Source organism: Rhodospirillum centenum SW (assembly GCF_000016185.1).
GTDB lineage: Bacteria > Pseudomonadota > Alphaproteobacteria > Azospirillales > Azospirillaceae > Rhodocista > Rhodocista centena.
Window position 1 is genome coordinate 1,043,983 of the sequence record NC_011420.2, and the last position, 21,805, is coordinate 1,065,787.

General features: G+C 69.5%; 17 protein-coding genes. 3 read left to right on the forward strand and 14 right to left on the reverse strand.

The features are described 5' to 3' along the window. Positions 1–129: 129 nt before the first annotated feature. Together RC1_RS04660 and RC1_RS04665 are read left to right on the forward strand one after the other, a co-directional pair. On the forward strand, positions 130–1,011 hold the full coding sequence (locus RC1_RS04660) for an alpha/beta fold hydrolase (protein ID WP_012566197.1): 882 nt from the start codon (positions 130–132) through the stop codon (positions 1,009–1,011). Positions 1,012–1,095: 84 nt separating this feature from the next. Then, positions 1,096–2,466: an IS1182-like element ISRce2 family transposase gene (locus RC1_RS04665; protein WP_012566799.1), complete on the forward strand. Its 1,371-nt coding sequence runs from the start codon at positions 1,096–1,098 to the stop codon at positions 2,464–2,466. Between the two features lie 175 nt (positions 2,467–2,641). Here RC1_RS04665 and RC1_RS04670 read toward each other — a convergent pair whose 3' ends face one another. From RC1_RS04670 to RC1_RS04730, 13 genes are all read right to left on the reverse strand, one after another. Next, entirely contained in the window at positions 2,642–4,156 is a 1,515-nt protein-coding gene (locus RC1_RS04670) for an AbgT family transporter (protein ID WP_012566198.1), read from the reverse strand. Between the two features lie 203 nt (positions 4,157–4,359). After that, entirely contained in the window at positions 4,360–4,698 is a 339-nt protein-coding gene (grxD, locus tag RC1_RS04675) for a Grx4 family monothiol glutaredoxin (protein WP_012566199.1), read from the reverse strand. A 118-nt stretch (positions 4,699–4,816) separates the two neighbouring features. After that, entirely contained in the window at positions 4,817–5,053 is a 237-nt protein-coding gene (locus RC1_RS04680) for a BolA family protein (RefSeq protein WP_012566200.1), read from the reverse strand. 49 nt (positions 5,054–5,102) lie between these two features. Then, positions 5,103–7,331, reverse strand: coding sequence for a phosphoribosylformylglycinamidine synthase subunit PurL (gene purL / locus RC1_RS04685; protein ID WP_012566201.1), 2,229 nt, complete (start codon positions 7,329–7,331; stop codon positions 5,103–5,105). Further along, entirely contained in the window at positions 7,328–8,017 is a 690-nt protein-coding gene (gene purQ, locus RC1_RS04690; RefSeq protein ID WP_012566202.1) for a phosphoribosylformylglycinamidine synthase subunit PurQ, read from the reverse strand. Before purQ ends, purL begins: the two co-directional genes overlap by 4 nt. Before the next feature lie 171 nt (positions 8,018–8,188). Then, positions 8,189–10,924: a sensor histidine kinase gene (locus tag RC1_RS04695; protein ID WP_012566203.1), complete on the reverse strand. Its 2,736-nt coding sequence runs from the start codon at positions 10,922–10,924 to the stop codon at positions 8,189–8,191. Further along, entirely contained in the window at positions 10,921–11,187 is a 267-nt protein-coding gene (locus tag RC1_RS04700) for a hypothetical protein (RefSeq protein WP_012566204.1), read from the reverse strand. The genes RC1_RS04695 and RC1_RS04700 overlap by 4 nt, the downstream gene beginning before the upstream one ends. Next, a complete protein-coding gene (locus RC1_RS04705) occupies positions 11,187–13,286 on the reverse strand; it encodes a 3'-5' exonuclease (RefSeq protein ID WP_012566205.1) in 2,100 nt (699 codons plus the stop codon). Before RC1_RS04705 ends, RC1_RS04700 begins: the two co-directional genes overlap by 1 nt. After that, positions 13,283–13,708: a response regulator transcription factor gene (locus RC1_RS04710; RefSeq protein ID WP_012566206.1), complete on the reverse strand. Its 426-nt coding sequence runs from the start codon at positions 13,706–13,708 to the stop codon at positions 13,283–13,285. The genes RC1_RS04705 and RC1_RS04710 overlap by 4 nt, the downstream gene beginning before the upstream one ends. Positions 13,709–13,843: 135 nt before the next feature. After that, positions 13,844–14,428 (reverse strand): exopolysaccharide biosynthesis protein, encoded by a 585-nt coding sequence (locus RC1_RS04715; protein ID WP_012566207.1) that lies wholly within the window; start codon positions 14,426–14,428, stop codon positions 13,844–13,846. Positions 14,429–14,582: 154 nt separating this feature from the next. Continuing rightward, entirely contained in the window at positions 14,583–15,518 is a 936-nt protein-coding gene (gene secF / locus RC1_RS04720; protein ID WP_012566208.1) for a protein translocase subunit SecF, read from the reverse strand. Positions 15,519–15,745: 227 nt separating this feature from the next. Further along, positions 15,746–16,963, reverse strand: coding sequence for a 5-aminolevulinate synthase (hemA, locus tag RC1_RS04725; protein ID WP_012566209.1), 1,218 nt, complete (start codon positions 16,961–16,963; stop codon positions 15,746–15,748). A gap of 223 nt (positions 16,964–17,186) precedes the next feature. Beyond that, a complete protein-coding gene (locus RC1_RS04730) occupies positions 17,187–18,590 on the reverse strand; it encodes an aspartate aminotransferase family protein (protein WP_012566210.1) in 1,404 nt (467 codons plus the stop codon). A gap of 176 nt (positions 18,591–18,766) precedes the next feature. Between RC1_RS04730 and RC1_RS04735 the strand changes: the two genes are divergently transcribed. Next, entirely contained in the window at positions 18,767–19,924 is a 1,158-nt protein-coding gene (locus RC1_RS04735) for an ISAs1-like element ISRce1 family transposase (RefSeq protein WP_012566211.1), read from the forward strand. Positions 19,925–19,962: 38 nt separating this feature from the next. Here RC1_RS04735 and pdxR read toward each other — a convergent pair whose 3' ends face one another. Further along, positions 19,963–21,423, reverse strand: coding sequence for a MocR-like pyridoxine biosynthesis transcription factor PdxR (gene pdxR, locus RC1_RS04740; protein WP_012566212.1), 1,461 nt, complete (start codon positions 21,421–21,423; stop codon positions 19,963–19,965). Positions 21,424–21,805: the final 382 nt, after the last annotated feature.

Genomic DNA, 21,805 nt, shown 5'->3' on the forward strand with positions numbered 1-21,805 from the left:
GCGTTGGGGGCGGCCAGCACGGCGTTGCCGGCACCGGAGCGCGGGCAGGTCGGGACAGGGGGCTGGCCTGCGCTGGCCGTCCGGGCGACCATGGGCCATGTCCGACATTCCCGTGGAAAGGCCCGCGCGATGATCCGTCCGTTTCTCGTCCTGCTCCTGCTGCTCTTCTCGTCGGCCCTGGCACCGCCGGCCGGGGCCGCCTTCAAGAGCGACCGCATCAGCGTCAGCGTCCGCGGCAGCGGTCCCGACGTGGTGCTGATCCCGGGCCTCAGCTCCTCCCCCGAGGTCTGGGAGGGGACGGTCGAGGCCATCCCCGGCTACCGCTATCATCTGATCCAGGTCGCCGGCTTCGCCGGTGCGCCGGTGGGAGCGAACGCCGAGGGACCCGTGGTCGCCCCGGTGGCGGAGGAGATCGCCCGCTACATCACCGAGAGCGGACTGGACCGCCCGGCCCTGATCGGGCATTCGCTCGGCGGGCTCTGGGCCATGATGGTGGCGGCACGCCATCCGGAGACGGCGTCGCGGGTCATGGTCGTGGACATGCTGCCCTATCTCGGCGCGCTCTATGCGCCGCCGGGCACCCCGCCGGAGGGCGTTCAGGCCATCGCCGCCCAGATCCGCGAGGGGCTGCTGAAATCCAGCGATGCCGACCGGAAGGCCAGGATCGAGGCTACCATCGCCACCATGGTGCGGGAGGAGGGGATGCGTGCCCGGCCCGTTGCCCATTCGCTGGCGAGCGACCGGGCCGTCTCGGCCCAGGCCATGTACGAGCTGATCGTTACCGACCTGCGGCCGGAGCTGCCGGCCATCCAGGGGCCGCTGACGGTGCTCTGGGTACGGGCGCCGAACTCGCCGCTGACGGAGGAGCAACTGGCCGGCGCCTACCGGGCGCTCTACGCCACGGCACCGGCGGTGACGCTGACGCGCATCCCCGATGCCTACCACTTCATCATGTTCGACCAGCCCGGGACCTTCCAGCGTGAAGTCCGGGCCTTTCTCAAGGGCGAGTAGGAAGGGGGGACGGGGCCGGGTGACCGGCCCCCAGACTGCTGACAAAGGCCTGGCGTGAGCCGGGCCTTTGTGATTCGATTGGTCATGCTGAGGAAACCGACGGCGCAGCAGACTGAAATCGAGATGGTGACGCTCGACGGTCTGGTTCCGCCCGATCACCTGCTTCGCAAGATCGACGCGGTGATCGACTTCTCCTTCATCCATGATCGCGTGTCCGGGCTTTACTGTCCGGACAACGGCCGTCCGGCCCTTGATCCGGTTGTCATGTTCAAGGCGCTGTTCATCGGCTACCTGTTCGGCATCCGCTCCGAACGCCAGCTGGTGCGCGAGATCCAGGTGAACGTGGCGTATCGCTGGTTTCTGGGTCTGCGCCTGACCGATCCGGTGTTCGACGCCTCGACGCTGAGCCAGAACCGGCGCCGGCGTTACCGGGACACCTCCGTGGCGCAGGACATCTTCGACCATGTGGTGGAGCAGGCGATCGGCCACGGGCTGGTGGACGGCACCGTGCTCTACACCGACAGCACCCACCTCAAGGCCAACGCCAACAAGAACCGCTACGACAAGGCGGTGGTCGCCAAGTCGCGGGCGGATTACTGGGACGATCTGGACCGGGCGGTGGAGGCGGACCGCGCCACCCACGGCAAGAAGCCCCTCAAGCCCAAGGACCGGCAGCCGCCCGAGAAGGAGACCAAGATCAGCCGCACCGATCCGGAGAGCGGCTACATGGTGCGCGATGGCAAGCCCACCGGCTTCTTCTACCTTGATCACCGCACCGTGGATGGGCGCCATGGCATCATCACCGACAGCTTCGCCACCCCCGCCAACGTGCACGACAGCATCGTCTATCTCGGCCGGCTCGACCGCCAGCGCGCCCGCTTCGCGCTCGACGTCAAGGCCGTCGGGCTGGACGCCGGCTATGCCACGGCCGGGATCGCAAAGGGGCTGGAGGACCGCGCCATCCTCGGCGTCACCGGCTACAACCGACCGACACCCCCGGCCCCGGGGATGATGCCCAAGAGCGCCTTCACCTACGAGCCCGGGACCGACACCTGGTCATGCCCCGGCGGACAGGCCCTCGCCTACGCCACCACCGACCGCAACGGCTACCGCCACTACAGGAGCGATCCGGCCCTCTGCTTCGCCTGCCCGCTGCTCGCGTCGTGCACCCGCAACCCCAAGGCCGTCCGCACCATCACCCGCCACCTCTGGGCCGACATCCGCGAGCGCACCGACGCCCACCGCAAGACCCCCTGGGGCAAGGCCATCTACAAGCGACGAAAAGAGACGGTCGAACGCTCCTTTGCCGACGCCAAACAGCTCTTCGGGCACCGCTACGCACGCTTCCGCGGCCTCCTCGGCGTCACCTGGCAGTGCCTGCTCGCCGCCGCCGCCCAGAACATCAAGAAAATCGCCCTCGCAATCGCCCCGAAGGCAGCCCTCCGGCCAGCCTGAGACAGAAACCTCCCTGTCTGCCCGATCCACCCAACCAGTTTCGACAGCCGCAATCCCCAAAAATGAAAACCCCGCCGAAAACGACGGGGTTTGTCATCGGTCTGGGGGCCGGGTGACCGGCCCCGTCCGCTGCCGACACGGGCGCTCCCGATAAGGCGGTGCCTCAGGGTGGCGCTCAACCCGCCTTGTAGTGGATGCCCGTCCCGTCGGGGCCGAGCGGCAGGTCCAGGAGATACCAGCCGATGGTCAGCGCCGTGGAGCCGATGCCGAAGGCCAGCGAATAGGGCAGCATCAAGGAGATCAGGCTGCCGATGCCGAATCCCTTCATGTGGCGGCTGGCGAACACCACCACCAGCGGGAAGTAGGCCATCAGCGGGGTGATGACGTTGGTGAAGGCATCGCCCATGCGGTAGACGGCCTGACTGAACTCCGGCGACAGGCCCAGCAGCATGAAGATCGGCACGAAGGTCGGCGCCAGCAGCGCCCACTTGGCCGAAGCACTGCCGATCAGCAGGTTGATCAGGCCGGCCAGCAGGATGAAGCCGACGATCAGGGGCGAGCCGGTGATGTGCATCGCCTCAAGCCAGGCCGCCCCGTGGACCGCCAGCCAGGGGCCGAAGTTGGACCAGGAGAACAGGGTGGTGAACTGGCTCATCGCCAGGACCAGGATGATGTAATAGCCCAGATCCGCCATGCTGGCCGTGGTCATCCGCACCACGTCCTTGTCCGAGCGCACGGCGCCGACCGTGATGCCGTAGACGATGCCGCAGATCAGGAAGGTCAGCGACAGGATGGCGACCATCCCCTTCAGGAAGGGACGCAGCGAGCCCTCGGCGTCGCGCAGGATCGCCCCTTCCGGCACCGTCATCAGAACCAGTCCGATGCTGATGCCCAGGAAGGCCAGCCCGGCGTTGCGCAGGCCCCGGCGCTTCTCCTCCGTCAGGGCATGCTCGTCGGCATCGTCGCTGACGCCGCCCTGCCAGGGCCCCAGCCGCGGCTCGATGATCCGCTCGGAGACGAAGGCGCCGATGAGGGTGAACAGCGGCACCAGCGCCGCCATGATGAAGTAGTTGGAGGTGATCATCACCTCGTAGCCCGGCGCGATAAGCCGGGCCGCCTCCTGCGTCAGGCCGGCGAGCTGCGCGTCCAGCGGTGTCGGGAACAGGTTGGCGGAGAAACCGGCGGAGACACCGGCAAAGGCCGCCGTCAGGCCTGCGATCGGGTGTCGGCCGGCATTGGCGAAGACGACGGCCGCCAGCGGGATCAGCACCACGTAGCCGGCATCGACCGCCAGACTGGACATGACGCCGGCGAAGACGATGGCGACGGTCAGCAGGCGCTGCGGCATCTTCCGCACGAAGCCCGCAAGGGCCGCGCCGATCAGGCCGACCTTCTCGGCGAAGCCGACGCCGACCATGGCCAGCAGGACCGTGCCCAGGGGGGCGAAGCCGGTGAAGGTGTGCGGCATCTCCGCCAGCCAGCGGGAGATGATGGCCGGTTGCAGCAGGTTGACGATGGCGATGGGCTCGCGGGTGGTCGGATGCGGCACCGAGGCGCCGGCCAGACCGGCGGCCACCGAGGCCACCACGAGGATCAGCATCATCCAGAGGAACAGGGTGACGGCGTCCGGCAAACGGTTACCGGCGCGTTCGATGACATCAAGGAAACGGTCGGTGAAAGTCTTCGGCATGGAGCCTCCCGGCTAAGTCAGCCGAGGACGATGCCGACTCCGGAGGGCTTCGGCAACCGCCGTTACAACCGTCCGGGTTCCGTCCGCGGGGTGGTCGTGCAGACGCGCGGACGGGCGTTCCATGGGCACAGGCCGGCCCCTGAAACGCACGAAGGCCGCGCCCGGAGGCACGGCCTTCGTCACAGAGACCTTGCAGTGCAGGGTCAGACGTTCTCGGGAACCTCGACGCCCTTCTCCTTGAAGAAGGGAACCAGTTCACCCGATTCGAACATGTCGCGGACGATGTCGCAGCCACCGACGAACTCGCCCTTCACGTAGAGCTGCGGGATCGTCGGCCAGTTGGTGAACTCCTTGATGCCCTGGCGCAGGGCCGGGTCCACCAGCACGTCGATGCCCTTGAACTTGACGCCGATATGGCTCAGCACCTGAACGACGGCGGCGGAGAACCCGCACTGCGGGAAGACCGGCGTGCCCTTCATGTACAGGACGACATCGTTGTCGGTGATGTCCCGGCGGATACGCTCGTGAACGGTCTGGTCCATCTGTCTGGTTTCCTTCGTGTCCGTCGGTGTCCGGCCCTCTTCCGCCCGACCCGACCTGCGATCGTTCTGGTCCGTCCTGTTCCCGGGGGCGCAACCGATGCGGCGCCGCCCGGAACCGTCACGCCTTGGGCACGACGGTGGTCAGGGCAAGGGCGTGCAGCTCGTTCCCCATCTGGCCGCGCAAGGCGGCGTAGACCATCTGATGCTGCTGCACCCGGGTCTTGCCCGCGAAAGCGGGTGATTCGACGTAGGCGGCGTAATGGTCGCCGTCGCCGCGCAGATCGTCGATGCGGACCACCGCATCGGGGATTCCGTCGCGGATCAGCCGCTCGATCTCTCCCGCATCCATGGCCATGTTTCGTCCCGCCCTCTTGTTCTTGGTCGATTATTGCGGCCTGACCGGGTCACGCCTTGGCGTCGCCTGCCATGTAGGCCGGCAGCCAGCTCTCGTTGGCCCGCTTCAGGTCCGCGACCGATATGATCATGCCGGCGTCACCTGTCAACGCATCGCCGCCCGTGGTGCCCAGGGCGGCGACGGGCACGCCGGCCGCAGCAGCCCGTTCCCTGACCAGAGAGGCCTGCTGCGGTGCCACGGTCAGGATGTAGCGCGCCTGATCCTCGCCGAACAGGAAGCCGGCATCCAGTTCCTCAAGCCCGATCACATGGCAGCCGATGCCCGATGCCATCGCCATCTCCGCCAGGGCGATCAACAGCCCGCCATCGGAGATGTCGTGGCAGGCCGTGACCAGCCCGTCCGCGATCAGGGTGCGGACGAAATCGCCGTTGCGCCGCTCCACCTCCAGATCGACCGGCGGCGGCGGACCGTCCTCGCGGCCCAGCACCTCGCGCAGATAGAGGCTGCGGCCCAGATGGCCGGCGCCATCGCCCACCAGCAGGATGCTCTGCCCCGCAGCCTGGAAGGCCAGCGGCACTGCCGTTTCCACATCCTTCAGCAGGCCGACGCCGCCGACCGTGGGGGTCGGCAGGATAGCCTCGCCGTTGGTCTCGTTGTAGAGGCTGACATTGCCCGACACGACGGGGAAGTCCAGCAGGCGGCAGGCCTCGGCCATCCCCTCCACGCAGTCCGCGAACTGGCCCATGATCCGCGGCTTCTCGGGATTGCCGAAGTTCATGTTGTCGGTGATGGCCAGCGGCTGCGCCCCCGTGGCGGTCAGGTTGCGCCACGCCTCGGCCACCGCCTGCTTGCCGCCCTCGAAGGGATCGGCGTGGCAGTAGCGCGGCGTCACGTCGGAGGTGATCGCCAGCCCCTTGGCCGTGCCGTGGACGCGCACGACGGCCGCATCGGCCTGACCCGACATGAACTTCGTGTCGGCCATGACCTGGCTGTCGTACTGCTCCCAGATCCAGCGCTTGGAGGCGAGGTCGGGGCAGGCGACGAGCGTCAGCAGTGCGTCCTTCACCGCGGCACCACGGACCAGCGCCTCCGGCGGCAGAGCCAGCGGGGCCGGCTTCGGCGTCGGCTCGGTCGGGCGGGTATAGAGCGGCGCCTCGTCGAACAGCGGGGCCAGTTCAAGGTCGCACCACGTCCGGCCGTGCATGCGGATGACGAAGCGTCCGGTATCGGTCAGGCGGCCGATGACGGCGAAGTCCAGGTCCCACTTCTCGAAGATCCGGCGCGCCTCATCCTCGCGGCCGGGCTTCAGGACCATGAGCATGCGCTCCTGCGATTCGGAGAGCATGATCTCATAGGGGGTCATGCCCGTCTCGCGCTGGGGCACGTCGTCCAGGTCCAGCACGATGCCCAGGCCGCCCTTGCCGGCCATCTCCACCGACGAGCTGGTGAGGCCGGCGGCCCCCATGTCCTGGATGGAGACGATGGCGTCCGTCGCCATCAGCTCCAGGCACGCCTCGATCAGCAGCTTTTCCGTGAAGGGATCGCCGACCTGCACGGTCGGGCGCTTCTCCTCGGTATCCTCGCTGAACTCCGCCGACGACATGGTGGCGCCGTGGATGCCGTCGCGGCCCGTCTTGGAGCCGACATAGACCACCGGGTTCCCCACGCCCGCCGCCTTCGAATAGAAGATGCGGTCGACGGGGGCGATGCCCACGGTCATGGCGTTGACGAGGCAGTTGCCGTTGTACGCCTTGTCGAAATTGGTCTCGCCACCCACCGTCGGCACGCCGACGCAGTTACCGTAGTGGCCGATGCCGGCCACGACTCCGGCTACCAGCGAGCGGGTCTTCGCATGCCCCGGCTCCCCGAAACGCAGCGCGTTCAGGTTGGCGACGGGGCGCGCACCCATCGTGAAGACGTCGCGCAGGATGCCGCCGACGCCGGTCGCCGCCCCCTGGAACGGCTCGATGTAGGACGGGTGGTTGTGGCTCTCCATCTTGAAGATGGCGGTCAGCCCGTCGCCGATGTCGATGACGCCCGCATTCTCGCCCGGGCCGCAGATCACCCAGGGCGCCTTGGTGGGGAACTTGCGCAGCCAGACGCGCGATGACTTGTAAGAGCAGTGCTCCGACCACATCACCGAATAGATGCCCAGCTCGGTGAAGGTCGGGGTGCGGCCGAGGATGTCCAGCAGGCGCCTGTACTCGTCCGGCTTGAAGCCGTGTTCCAGGGCGAGGGCTTCGGTGACCTCGGGTTCCTTGGGAAGCGACACGGTCACGACAGGCTCTCCACCAGGCTATCGAACAGGGCGCGGCCATCGGTATTGCCGTGCAGCGGCTCGAAGGCGCGCTCCGGGTGCGGCATCATGCCGAGCACCGTGCGGGTTTCGTTGTAGATGCCGGCGATGTTGCGGGCGGCGCCGTTGGGGTTGCCCTCCGCATCGGTGGAACCGGCGACCCCGACATAGCGGAAGGCCACCAGCCCCTCTCCCTCCAGCCGGTCCAGCGTCGGGGCATCGGCGACATAGTTGCCTTCGCCATGGCCGATGGGAATCCGGATCGTCTGGCCCTCGGTGTAGCGTCCCGTGAAGGCGCTGTCCGTCCGCTCGACCCGCAGGGCGACGGTCTTGCAGACATACTTCAGGGTCCGGTTCCGGATCAGCGCACCGGGCAGCAGCCCGGCTTCGGTCAGGATCTGGAAGCCGTTGCAGACGCCGATGACGCGGACGCCCCTGGCCGCCCGCTCACGCACCACCCGCATGATGGGGGAGTGTGCCGCCATCGCCCCGCAGCGCAGATAGTCGCCGTAGGAGAAGCCGCCAGGGATGCCGATGACATCCACTTCCGGCAGTTCCGTGTCCTTGTGGAAGACGATGTGCGGCTTGCGACCGGAGGCCTTCTCGAACGCCACGGCGATGTCGCGGTCGCAGTTCGATCCGGGGAAGACGATGACGGCGGATTTCATGCCGCGGCACCACACTTTCTGAAGGGAAGCGCAGCCCGGAACGTCCGGCACACGCCGGTCCGGATTTGGCCGCGAAGCTAATGCCTGCACGGTGCGAATGCAAGGAACCCTGTCCGGTCCGCCCGCGCGTCAACGCGATGGCTGGCCCGCGCACCGACCGGCCGGGACAGGTCACGCACCGTCCGCCAGGACGGGGGCGGCGGCCTGCCGGACGGCGGCGGGAATGCGGAAGCGGAAGGTGGCGCCGGCGCCGGGCGTGCTCTCCACCCAGATGCGGCCGCCCATGCCGTCCACCAGTCGGCGGCAGATGGCAAGACCCAGCCCGGTGCCCTGGGGTTTGCCGGTCTTGGCCGAGCCGACCTGCCGGAACTTCTCGAAGACGGCCTCGTGATACTCGGGGGCGATGCCGGGGCCGTTGTCGTCCACCGCCACCTCCAGCGCGTGCGGCGCCGGTCGCAGCGAGAGACGCACACGGCCGCCCTCGGCCGGGGCGAACTTCACGGCATTCGACAAGAGGTTCACCATCACCTGGATCAGGCGGTCGCTGTCGCCGAGTGCGGGGGGCAGGTTGCCCTCCGGCAGATCAAGCTCCAGCGCCACACCCTTGTCGCGGAAGAGCTGGCGGGTCGAGTCCGCCGCCTCGCGCGCCAGCGCGGCGATGTCCAGCGAGGCGATGTGCCAGTCGATCTCCCCGGCCTCGATCTTCGCCATGTCCAGCACCTGGTTGATCAGGCGGGTCAGGCGCTCGCTCTCCTTGATGATGGTGGCGAGGAACTTCTGGCGCTGCTCCTCCGGCAGCTCGGGCGTGTCGTAGAGGATTTCCGACAGGGCGCGGACGGAGGTGAGCGGCGTGCGCAGCTCGTGCGTCACGGTGGAAAGGAAGTCGTCCTTCATCCGGTCCAGCTCCATCAGCCGGACATTGGCGGCGGACAGGGCCTCCGTCGCGCGTTCCAGCTCGGCGGACTTCTGCTCCAGCCGGCGGCTGTACTCGATGACATGGCTGGTCTCGTCCAGCATGCGCAGCAGTTCGGGCTGCCCGACTTCCGCCCGGCCGACGGCGGATGCCAGCGCCACGCGGGCGCTGGCCGCCCCGATGGCGCCGGCCAGCAGCCGCTCCGCCCGCCGGATCAGGTCGGCGTCGGCCAGCGCGCCGGCGGACAGGGGCTGCTGCCGCCCGGCTGCCATCTCCTGGAACGCCTGTTCGGACCGTTCCGGGCCGAGGAAGCGGGCCAGCAGGGTCTGGAGTTCCCCCACCGTCGCCTGTCCGCGCCAGATGCCGGCGGGCTCCTCCTGCTGGAAGACCTCGACGAAGGCCGTCGCCTGCGCCCGTTCGCCCCGGTCGGGCCGGTCCAGGACGGAGACGCCGACATAGAGCCCGATGTTCGCCACCATGCTCCAGAACAGGCTGTGCGCCAGCGGCACCATCCCCTGCAGTCCGAACAGTTCATACGGGTTCAGCCAGTCCAGCCCGAACGGCGCCTCCAGGAACTCGACCGGCAGCCAGCCGGAGCGGGCGAAGGAGGGCAGCAGCAGGGTGTAGAGCCAGACCAGCGTGCCGCCGCCCAGACCCGCCAGCGCACCGCGGCGCGTGCCCCCGGCCCAGAACAGGCCGCCGATCAGCGCCGGGGCGAACTGGGCGACGGCGGCGAAGGAGATCAGGCCGATGGAGACCAGCGCATAGGCGCTGCCGGCCGCCCGGAAGTAGAGATAGCCCAGCAGCAGCAGCACGACGATGGCGACACGCCGGACCGCCAGCATCAGCCGGCCCAGATCCTGTACGCGGGACAGCGACTGCTGCCGCCAGCGCAGCAGCAGCGGCAGCACCAGATCGTTGGAAACCATGGTGGCCAGTGCCACCGTCTCCACGATGATCATGCCGGTGGCGGCGGACAGGCCGCCGATGAAGGCCGCCATCGCCAGCACCTCCCACCCCGCGGCCAGCGGCAGGGAGAGCACCATCATGTCCGGGTCCATGCCGATCCGCGGCAGGGTCAGCAGCCCCGCCAGCGCGATCGGCACGACGAACAGGTTGATCAGCAGCAGATAGAGCGGGAAGACCCAGAGCGCGCGGGTGAGGTGCCGCTCGTCGGTGTTCTCCACCACCATGACCTGGAACTGCCGCGGCAGGCAGATGGCCGCGGCCATGGACAGCAGCATCGCCGCGATCCAGTTGCCGCCGCCGAAGGCCGGTTCGATCGTGAACAGCCGCGCCGTCTCCGGATCGGACAGGGCGCGCTCCACCATGTCGGCCGGCCCCTCGAAGACGCCCCAGACGACGGCGATACCCACGGCCACGAAGGCCAGCAGCTTCACCAGGCTTTCAAAGGCGACGGCGGTGACAAGGCCCGGATGGTGCTCCGAGGCGTCGATGGAGCGGGTCCCGAACATGATGGCGAAGGCCGCCATGATCAGCGCGACCCAGAGGCCGGTATCCGCCAGGACCGAGGGGGCCGCCTGCGCCGGCCCGCCGGTCAGGACCTGGAAGCTGACGGAGATGGCCTTGAGCTGGAGCGCGATGTAGGGGGTGATCCCCACCACCGCCACCAGCGCCACCAGCCCGCCGAGGAGCTGGCTGCGGCCGTAGCGGGCGGCGATGAAGTCGGCGATGGAGGTGGAGCGCTGCCGGTGCGCGATGCGCAGGATCTTGGTCAGAAGCACCAGTCCCAGCGTCATCACCAGGGTCGGGCCGAGATAGATCGGCAGGAAGCCGACCCCGTCCGTCGCCGTCCGTCCGACACTGCCGTAGAAGGTCCAGCTCGTGCAGAACACGGCCAGCGACAGGGCATAGACATAGGGGCCTGAGATCGGTCCCCCCGCCGCGGCCCGCCGGTCCGCGCCATAGGCGATGGCGAACAGCAACAGGATGTAGACAAGGCCGACGGCGATGACGACGGGGGCGGGGATCATCCGCGCCCCCCGGCGCCGTCGTCGGGCCGGCTGTCAGAGCCGGTGCCGGCGCTGTCGCGGTCCACCGTCAAGGCGACCAGCAGGATCAGCAGAGCCCAGGCCCCGAAGATCCAGAGCAGCAGGACGGACAGCCCGAAGACCGTCGTCGGTCTGTCGAAAGCGGTCAGCAGCGGCGGGTTGAAGGCCAGCAGGCCGAAGCCGAACAGCGCCGCCATCCGGGCCAGACGGGGCTTCTCCTCCCGCGGCGGACGCTCCCCGGCCATCAGAAGGCCCGCTCCCGGGCGACCAGCTCGACCGCCATGTTGGAGCGGCGGATCGCATCGTCCAGGGTGCGGATGCCCTGGGTCTCCAGCATGTCCATGAGGCGGAGGAAGATGGCGGCCGTCATCAGGCTGTCGCCCATGGCCGAGTGCCGGTCCACCAGTCCGATGCCCAGGCGGGCGGCCAGCCCGTCCAGGGAGTGCTCGCCGTGGTCGCCCTGGATCTGGCGGGACAGGATCATGGTGTCCAGCACCGGCCCGTCGAAACGGACGCCGGCAGCGCGCTGTTTCAGGCGCAGGAACTTGAGGTCGAAGGCGGCGTTGTGCGCGACCAGCACGGCGTCACCGACGAAGGCGCGGAACGGCGGCAGCACCGCCTCCGCCCGCGGCGCCTCCGCCACCATGGCATCGGTGATGCCGTGGATGGCGGCCGACGCCGCCGGGATCGCGCGGCCGGGGTTGATCAGGGTCTGGAAGGTCTCGCCGGTCAGGATGCGGCCGTTGACGATGCGGACCCCGGCGAGCGCGACCATCTCGTCCCCCTGGCTGGGGTTCAGGCCGGTCGTCTCCGTGTCGAACACGACGTAGGACAGGCTGCGCAGCGGCTGCCGGGCGAAGGAGCCTTCGGGCAGCGGCTGGTGCAGCAGGTCGAAGTCGAAGAACTCCGGCCGCGGCGCCGGGCCGTCGTTGCGACGTCCATGCGCCTCCTGCGGGCGGGGCAGGGGCAGCCGCAGCTTGGCGCAGCCCTCCTTGTGCCGGACGCACCAGAGGTCGCTGCGGTGCAGCTCCAGGATGTCGCCGACCGTCAGGCCGGCCAGCGCCTCCGGCAACGGATCGGCACGCCACTGGTTCAGCCGGGCGGCTCCCAGCGGCTCGCCGGTCCAGGTCAGGTCGGCGAAGACGAAGCGCCGCTCCGGATCGGCCTCCACCGACAGGTCCAACTGGCGCCGGCCCGTCGCCTCCGCCACCCGCCCGGCCAGATGGGAGAGCAGCAGGACAAGGCTGTAGCTGTCGCCATGCAACCAGTCCGGCAGGCCAGTGAGGGTCAGCTCCGGCCCGTCGTTCCCCGGGCCGCGCTCCGCCACCAGGGCGAACAGGTTGCCCGAATGGATGTCCTCCATGGGCCAGGACGCGGTGATGCCGGCGCGGTATTCGTGGGTGATCCGTTCCAGGGTCCGGTTCAGGGCCTGGGAGGATTCCGCGATGATCCGGTCGAACGGCGCCCGCTCCTCGGCGGCAAGGTCGGGATGGTCCGCCAACGCGCCCACGGCGGCGCCGAGATTGGCCAGCGGCTGGCGCACATCCTCCGTCGCCGAGCGCAGCAGGGCGTCGCGGCGGGCGAGGGAGGCCAGTTCCAGCGTGGCATCCCCGACGGTGACGACATAGCCCGTCACCTCGTCGTCCACGCCCAGGATTGCCGCCATCCGGCAATGCAGCAGGCGGCCGTCCGCCGTCGCGGCGACGAAGCCGGCCGTGCTGCCGTCGGCATGGTCGCGGTGGCGGCCGTCGCGGATACGGCGGACCAGCCGTTCCAGCGTGTGCTGGACCGGCTGCCGGCTGACGAGGTGCAGCAGCGACCGCCCGAGCCCGAGGTCGGCGGTCGCCGGCAGCATGGCCCGCACCGCCTCGTTGTAGAGCAGGATCTGGTGGCGGAGATTGCAGACCAGCACCCCTTCGTGCAGGTCGCGCAGCAGGGCGGCCAGCCGGTCCGACAGGTCCGCCGCCCGTCGGGTCGCCTCGGCCACGGCCCGCTCCCGGTCGGCCCGCACGGCTGCCAGCCGGCCGGAGAGGTCGGCGATGGCGGAGGCCAGCGGCGACAGCGCCGCGAATCCCGTTTCCGTCAGGGAGACCTCACCGCTTGCCTGCGCCAGCATCCGGACCTCTGCCTCCAGCCGGCGGGCCGGGGTGAGGAACTGGCGCTGCATCACAAGCCAGAGCAGACCCAGGAACAGGGCGGTGCCTAAGGCCGCCGCGACGCCGATGGCTGCCGCGGGCGCGTCCGTTCCTTCGTCGAGAAGCAGCAGGGGCAGGGTGAAGGCGAAGACGACGGCCGCCGCCGCGATGCCGAAGAACAGCGCGCCGGGGCCGGGGCCGCGCTTCATGCGGCCGAGCCCGTGGTGTCGGCGGCATCCAGGTGCCGCCGCACGGTTTCCACCAGTTCGCGGGTGGAGAAGGGCTTGGTCACATAGTCGCTGGCGCCCAGGGCCAGTCCCTTCTGACGCTCCACCTCGCGGCTCCGGGCCGTGAGCATGATCACCGGGATGGCGGACCAGGCGGGGTTCGAGCGGATCTCCTGGCAGACGTCATAGCCGTCGCGCTCCGGCATCATCGCGTCCAGCAGGACGAGGTCCGGCGTCTCCTCCGTCATGGCAGGAAGCACCGCCCCCCCGGTCGTGACGACGCGGACACGGAAGCCGGCCTTCTTCAGGATGAATTCGAGCGACAGCACGATGCTGGGTTCGTCGTCCGCCACCAGGATGCTGCGGACGGACGGAGCATGGCTGTCGGGCGCACGGGTCGTCATGTCTGGGCCTGTTCCTCCAGCCGCCGTCCTCTGCCGGGAATGCCGGCCCGGGTTGTTCCCGGGTGGGAAGTCGGCCTGTCACTGCCACTCTAGGCTGGGCTTCCCGTGCCGATCAATACTTCAGCGGGGGAAAGCCTAACCGAGCAGCCGCTCCAGCACCTCGGCCAGGATCAGAAGGGCGACCAGCAGGCCGGCGAAGGAAATCGCCATGGACAGGACGGCACAGACATAGCCGACCAGAAGTGCGGCTCCGTCCTGCTCCATCAGTGCCACGGCGATGACCGCGATGGCGATGGCGGGGAACAGGTTTCCCAGCGGGATCGGCAGGATCAGGATGAAGGCCAGCAGGAACACCACGAACCCGGCCGCCCGCTCCGCCCAGCCGGTGACAAGGGCGGGCAGGCGGGGGCGGGACAGGCGTTCCAGACGCCGGAGCCAGGGATCGGCGCGGCGGACGACGCCCAGCAGGTCGGCCCGGGAGAAGGAGCGGTCCCGCAGCGACCGGGGCAGCCAGGGCCTGTCACCCCCGATCAGAAGCTGTAACGCGAACAGCAGAATCGGCAGACCCGTGATGGTGCTGACCCCGGGCGGACCCGGAATGCAGTTGGGCAGCGAGCAGAGCAGGATAAGCACGCCGAAGGCGCGGTCGCCCAGGCAGTCGATAAGCTCCCCGATGCTGACACGGTCCGGGCCGCCCGACGACAGAAGCGCCGTGAGCATGTCGGAGGTGCGTTGCTGCGGTTCGATGGTATCCCCGATGCGGCCCCTGGCCGCCGACTGCCGCGATAAGGGTCGAAGATAGCGGAAGCCGGTCAGACTCCAAGGGCCGCCGCAGCCCCCTATCCGGAAGTCGCGCCCGTGGAAGGACGGCGGGTCAGGCTGCGCCGGCAGTCTGGCCCTGTTTCACCGATTCGCCGCCGCGCCGGATCGCCGGCAGGTAGAGCAGGATCGAAGCAGCGACGTAGATCGAGGAGAAGGTGCCCACCAGGATGCCCCAGAACAGGGCCAGGGTGAAGTTGTGCAGGGCGCTGCCGCCGAACAGCAGCAGCGGGAGGATCGCCAGAAGTGTCGTGCCGCTGGTCAGGATCGTGCGGCCCAGCGTCTGGTTCACCGACATGTTGATGATCGTCTTCAGGTCGGCGGACTTGTGCTTGCGCATCTGCTCGCGCATCCGGTCGAAGACGACGACGGTGTCGTTGATCGAATAGCCGGCCAGGGTCAGCAGAGCTGCCACCGCGGTGAGATCGAACTCCAGTTGCAGAACGATGAACAGGCCGAGCGTCACGAACACGTCGTGGAAGGTGGCGATCAGGGCTGACACGCCGAACTGCCATTCGAAGCGGAACGCGACATAGGCAGCGATCGCCATGATCGCCAGCACCGTGGCGATCGCTCCCTGGCGCATCAGCTCCCCACCGACGCGCGGGCCGACCAGTTCGACCCGGCGGTATTCGTAAGAGTCGCCCAGCGCGGTCCTGACTTTCTGCACCGCTTCGTTCTGGGCGGCATCGCCGCCCTCCTGCTGCTGCACGCGGATCAGAACGTCGTTCGGACCGCCGAACTGCTGAAGCTGCACCTCGCCCAGACCCAGGCTGCCGAGCTGCTGGCGCAGGGCGGCGGAATCAATGGTCTGCTGCGCCCGCGCCTCGATCAGGATGCCGCCGCGGAAGTCGATGCCCAGGTTCAGCCCCGTCGAGAACAGGCCGCCGATGGTGATGAGCACCAGGATCAGGGAGATGCCGAACCCGAAGAAACGCCATTTCACGAAATCGATGGCGGTATTGTCGGGAACCAAACGAAGCGGCTTCATGGTCTGCTGACGATCCTGGTCGCGGGAACGGGAGCGGTCGCGGCGCACTATAGCGACGCGCCACTTCCGGCGCGACGCCTTTCGCATGTCGGACCAGCGGGCGCAAGGGGGATGCGGCGGTGGGTCCAGCCGTCGCCCTTTCACGAGGCAGAACCGCACAGCGCAAACGGTCAGGGCCGCCCCGGACGGGACGGCCCTGACCTGCGAACCGGAGCGGTGCCGACGGATCAGGCGGCCCGGCGGATCTCCAGGCGGCTCCAGACGTCCAGCAGCGCGTCCACGAAGTGGTCCATCTTGGCGTCGTCGTGGAACGGCGTCGGCGTGATGCGCAGCCGCTCCGTCCCGCGGGGGACGGTCGGGTAGTTGATCGGCTGCACATAGATGCTGTGGAGCCGCAGCAGGTCGTCGCTGGCCTGCTTGCACAGGCGCGCATCGCCGACCAGCACCGGAACGATGTGGCTGACCGACGGCAGCACCGGCAGCCCGGCCTGGGAGAGCCGGCGCTTCAGGGTCGCCGCGCGCTCCTGGTGCCTCTCGCGCAGCTCGTTGTGCTCCTTCAGGAAGCGCACGCTGGCGGCGGCACCGGCGGCGAGCACCGGGGCGAGCGAGGTGGTGAAGATGAAGCTGGAGGCGAAGCTGCGGACACAGTCCACCAGGGCACTGGAGCCCGTGATGTAGCCGCCCATGACGCCGATCGCCTTGCCCAGCGTGCCTTCGATGACCGTCAGGCGATGCATCACGCCGTCACGCTCGGCCACGCCGGCACCACGCTGGCCGTACATGCCCACCGCGTGGACCTCGTCCAGGTAGGTCATGGCGCCGTGCTTTTCGGCCACATCGCAGATCTCGGCGATCGGGGCGATGTCGCCGTCCATGGAGTACACGGACTCGAACGCCACCAGCTTCGGCCGCTCTTTCGGGTAACGGGCCAGGAGCTGGTCGAGGTGCTCGGGGTCGTTGTGCCGGAAGATGTGCTTCTCGGCGCCGCTGTGCCGGATGCCCTCGATCATCGAGGCATGGTTCAGGGCGTCGGAGAAGATCACGCAGTCCGGCAGCAGGCGCGGCAGGGTGCTCAGCGTCGCCTCGTTGCTGATATAGCCCGAGGTGAAGAGCAGCGCGCTCTCCTTGCCGTGCAGGTCGGCGAGTTCCTGCTCCAGCAGCACATGGTAGTGGTTCGTGCCGGAGATATTGCGGGTGCCGCCGGCACCGGCGCCGCACTTGTGCAGCGCGTCGATCATGGACCCGATCACCACCGGGTGCTGGCCCATGCCGAGATAGTCGTTGGAGCACCAGACGGTCACGTCACGCGGAGTCGCCTCGGGCTCGGGGAAGAACGAGGCGACCGGGAATTCGCCGACACGTCGCTCAAGATCGGCGAAGACGCGGTAGCGCCCCTCCCGCTTGAGGCCGTCGATCTGGCTCTTGAAGAAGCTCTCGTAATCCATGGGCCTTGCGTCCTAATGGCCATCGATTTCCACTCCGGCCAGAGCTGCCCGTTCACGCCTGATCAGCGGCGGGCATTCCATTCGCCGGAGGTCGCGCGGCCTCGCGTCGCGCTCGATCAACATGATCCCTCGGGAAACCAGGGAGCGTTGATGTCGGTCAATTCTTTGGTCCGTCGGCGGGGCCTGCGCAAGTCCGCAATGCCCCGCCGAGCGCGGCGGTTGGTCACGCCGGACGGAAGCGGTGCTCGTGCTCCAGCCATGCGGTGGTGTCGTCGAGCGCCCGGCCGAAGCGGGCGACCAGCTCGTCCACCTCCTCCGGCGTGATGATCAGCGGCGGGGAGAAGCCCAGCGTGTCCCCGATCGGGCGCAGGATGGCGCCATGGCCCTGGGCGAACCCGGCCAGCCGCGCAGCGACGCCCAGCTTCGGGTCAAAGGGCTGCCGCGTCGCCTTGTCCGCCACCAGCTCGACACCGGCGATCAGGCCGACGCCGCGCACCTCGCCCACCAGCGGGTGGGAGCGGTAGCGGGCCAGCCCCTCCTGCAAGCGCGCGCCGACGGCGCGGGTATGGGCGACAATGTCCCGTTCCTCGTAGATCTTCAGCGTCTCCAGGGCGACGGCGCAGCTCACCGGATGGCCGGAATAGGTGTAGCCGTGGCCGAACACGCCGATCTTCTCGGACTCCGCGACGCAGGCCCGGTAGATCGGCTCGCTGACCAGCACGGCCGACAGCGGCATGTAGGCCGAGGTGAGCGCCTTCGCCATGGTCATGATGTCGGGCTTGAGGCCGAAGGTCTCGCTGCCGAACATGGCCCCGGTCCGGCCGAAGCCGCAGATCACCTCGTCCGCGATCAGCAGCACGTCGTGCTTCCGCAGGACGGCCTGGATCTTCTCGAAATAGGTGCGCGGCGGCACGATGACGCCGCCGGCCCCCATCACCGGCTCGGCGATGAAGGCCGCCACCGTCTCCGGCCCCTCGCGCTGGATCAGCGCCTCCAGGCTGGCGGCGAGGCGGCTGGCGAACGCCTCCTCGTCCTCTCCCTCCTCGTGGAAGCGGTACCAGTGCGGGCAGTCGGTGTGCAGGATGCGGTCGATCGGCAGGTCGAAGTCGCGGTGGTTGTTCGGCAGCCCGGTCAGGCTGGCCGAGGCGACGGTGACCCCGTGATAGGCCTTGATTCGGCCGATGATCTTCTTCTTCTGCGGCCGGCCCAGGGCGTTGTTGTAGTACCAGACCAGCTTGACGGCGGTGTCGTTCGCCTCTGACCCGGAGCAGGCGAAGAAGGCCTTGCTCATCGGCACCGGAGCCAGGGCGACCAGCTTCTCCGCCAGCTCGATCCCGGGTTCGTGCGACTTGTGGGCGAAGGCATGGTAGAAGGGCAGGGTGCGGAGCTGACGCACCGCCGCCTCCACCAGCCGGGGCTCGTCGAAGCCCAGCGAGGTGCACCAGAGGCCGGCCACGCCCTCGATATACTCCCGCCCGGCATCGTCCACGACGGTGACGCCGCGGCCCCCGGTGATGACCATGGGGCCGACCGACTCGTGCGCCTTCAGGTTCGTGTAGGGATGCAGCAGGGAGGCGATATCCCGGCTGGCGATGGAATTGCCGAGATGGGGGGCAGTGGAGGGCATGATGGGTTCCGTCCCGTTCAGTCGAGAGAACGGGCGGAATGGTGCGACGCCGGGTGCGCTTTGTCACGCCTCCGGAAGGGACGGCCAGGGCACTGAACTCATGTGACAGCGGGTGACAGATTGCGGAACTGCTGATTCTGTGGGCCGGTGTTATCGGACGGCACGGGATCGGCGTCATGGACGAGGACGATTGGGGTTCGAAGTCGCGGCTTCGGGTGCTTTTGGAGCATTTCAGCCGGATAGAGGACCCGCGGGATGAGCGGCGGATCCTGCATCCGCTGCCGGAGATCCTGCTTTTGGTGGTGTGCGGCACGATGGCGGACTGCGACGACTACGAGAACATCGCGGCCTGGGGTGCGGCGCACCTGCCGTTCCTGCGTCGGCATCTGCCCTACGCGCACGGCGTTCCCGGCGAGCGGTGGCTGACGATCCTGATGAACCGGATCGATCCGGCGCTGTTCTCGGCCGCCTTCACCGCGTGGGTACGTGCGACCTTTCCGGGGCGGGCCGACTTCGTCGCCATCGACGGCAAGACCTCGCGGCGTAGCCACGACCGCCGCGCCGGGACCGCGCCGATCCACCTCGTATCCGCCTTCGCGACGACCTCCCGCCTGGTGCTCGCCCAGGAGGCGGTCCCCGACAAGGCCAACGAGCTTGCGGCGATTCCGGTGCTGCTCGACCGGCTCGGCGAGAACGGCGGGTTGGCCGGCGCCCTCGTCTCCATCGACGCCATCGCCACCAACCCGACCATCGCCGCCGCGATCCGGGGCCAGGGCGCCGACTACCTCCTCGCCGTCAAGGCCAACCAGCCCACGCTGCGCGCGGAGCTCGAGGTGGCGTTCGCCGTCGGCGACGGCGCCGACCACCACCACGACCTCGACAAGGGGCACGGCCGGGTCGAAGAACGCCACGTGAGCGTGATCCGTGAGGTCGACTGGCTCTCCGGCACGCGCCGGTTTCCTGGGGAGATGCGCCTGCCCGACGTCGCCGCCATCGTCCGCGTCCACACCACAGCCCACATCGGCGACCGGACGCGGACCGACACCCGCTACTTCATCTCCTCCGCCCCGCTCACCGCCGAACGCGCCGCCGACGCCGTCCGCGGGCACTGGGGCATCGAGAACAGGCTGCACTGGGTGCTCGACGTCCTCTTCAAGGACGATCTCTCGCGCTTGCGAACCGGCCACGGTGCCAAAAACATGGCCGTCGTCCGCCACTTCGCCCTCAACCTCATCCGCGCAGCCAACGACCGAAAGTCGCTCAAGACGCGCCGAAAAATGGCAGGATGGTCGGACGACTACCTCGCCTCTCTCCTCAACCCCGCCATCCCTTAACTTGGATTCGAAGCCCTGAAGGGACGGCGGAGCTGCGGTCATCCCGCGACCGCCCGTCGTCCGGCCGAGGCGGGCAGGATCTGGCCGAGGCGGGCAACGGCGCGCTCGATCCGCTCCGGCGGCTGTGCCGCGAAGCCGAGCACCAGGCCGCCGCGTTCGGCCGGACCGGCGTAGAAGTCGGAGAGCGCCGCCAGTTCGATCCCCGCAGCGGCGGCGCGGGCCTGGAGCGCCCGGTCGCCCGCGCCCGGCCGGCCGTCCAGCCTGCCGAGCAGATGCAGGCCGGCCGGGGCCGGCGCCACCTCGATGCCGCCGGCCCAGTGCCGCCGGGCGGCGTCCAGCAGGGCCTGCTGGCGCTCCTCGGCGGCGCAGCGGGCCCGCCGCAGATGGGCGGCCAGCCGCCCCTCGGCGATGAAGTCGTGCAGCGCCATCTGCTCGGCCACCGGCACGGACAGGTCCAGCAGCGCCCGCAGCCGTGCCGCCTCCGCCGCCAGGGCGCCGGGCACGACCAGCCAGGCGACGCGCAGGGCCGGGGCGACCATGCGCTCCAGCGTGCCGAGGTGCAGCACCCGCCCGGCCTCGTCCAGCCCGGCCAGGGACAGCAGCGGCCGGCCCTCATAGCGGTAGCCGCCGTCGCTGTCGTCCTCCAGCAGCCACGCCCCGGACCGCTGCGTCCAGGCCAGCAGCGCCAGCCGGCGCCGCAGCGGCATGGTGCCGCCCAGCGGGAACTGCCAAGCCGGGGAGACGACGGCCAGCCGCGGCTCCGCCAGCAGCCGGCGGCCGCGCTCAGGATCCAGGCCGTCGGCATCCACCGGGACGGCGACCGGGCGGAGGCCGCGCCCCTCCATCACCGCCCGCAGCCTGGGGCAGCCCGGCTCCTCCAGCCAGACCGGATCGCCGGGGCGCAGCAGCAGGGCCGCGGCCAGGGTCGCGGCCGCGGTGCGGCCGGGAAGCACGAGGATCTGGTCGGCCTCGCAGCGGATGCCGCGCGAGGCCTGGAGATGCGCCGCCAGGACGCGGCGCAGCGGCAGCCAGCCGCCGGCCCCGTCGCGCTCCTGCATGGCGGCGCCGGAGGCGCGCCAGCGCTTCGCCAGCAGCTTCTGCCAGCCGTCGGCATCGAACAGGTCCCCCGGCGGCAGGCCGGGGCGGAAGGGCTGCACCGTCTCGGCCGCGGCGGCGCGCGACGCGGCGGCCCGTCCGGCCGTATCGGCCAGCCGCAGGGCGGGCGTCATCATCTCGTCGGGCAGGACGCGGGCGACATAGGTGCCGGACCCGACCCGCGCCTCCAGATAGCCCTCGGCGGCCAGCCGGTCGATGGCGGCCACCACCGTGTTGCGGGAGACGTCCAGGTCCCGGGCCAGGGTCCGCGTCGAGGGCAGGCGCTCGCCGGGCCGCAGGGCGCCCCCGACGATCGCTTCGCGCAGCCGCTCGAACAGGCGGTGCTGGAGGGGGCCTTGGCCGTCGTCGAACAGGGCGAGAAGGGGACCTTGCGAGACCTTCATGCGGGTGCGGCTCCGGGTCTTGGCGCCGGCGGGCGGGCTTCCGGAACGGAGGCCCGGGGCGGGAACCCGTCGGGGCGGGTCGATACCGGCGGGCGGCCATGCGGGAGGGGCCGCCCGCCGGATCGGGGTGAGGGGCGGCCGGCTGACCGGGGTTGGCCGCCCCCCGTCTCCGCCGGACGGGGCAGTCCGGCGGAAGCTCTGGCACGGCGGCCGCTCCCGGGTGGGGAAGGGAGGGCGGTCACCGTGACAGGGAAAGCTAAGCACCCGGGCTTTGCTGGTGTTTGTCGGGCGGTGGCGGGATTTGAAACAGTTCGTTTCCCGGACGGCCCGGCGTTACGCTGTGGTAACAACTCGTCTGTCGGCACCCCTTCGGCGCGGCGGT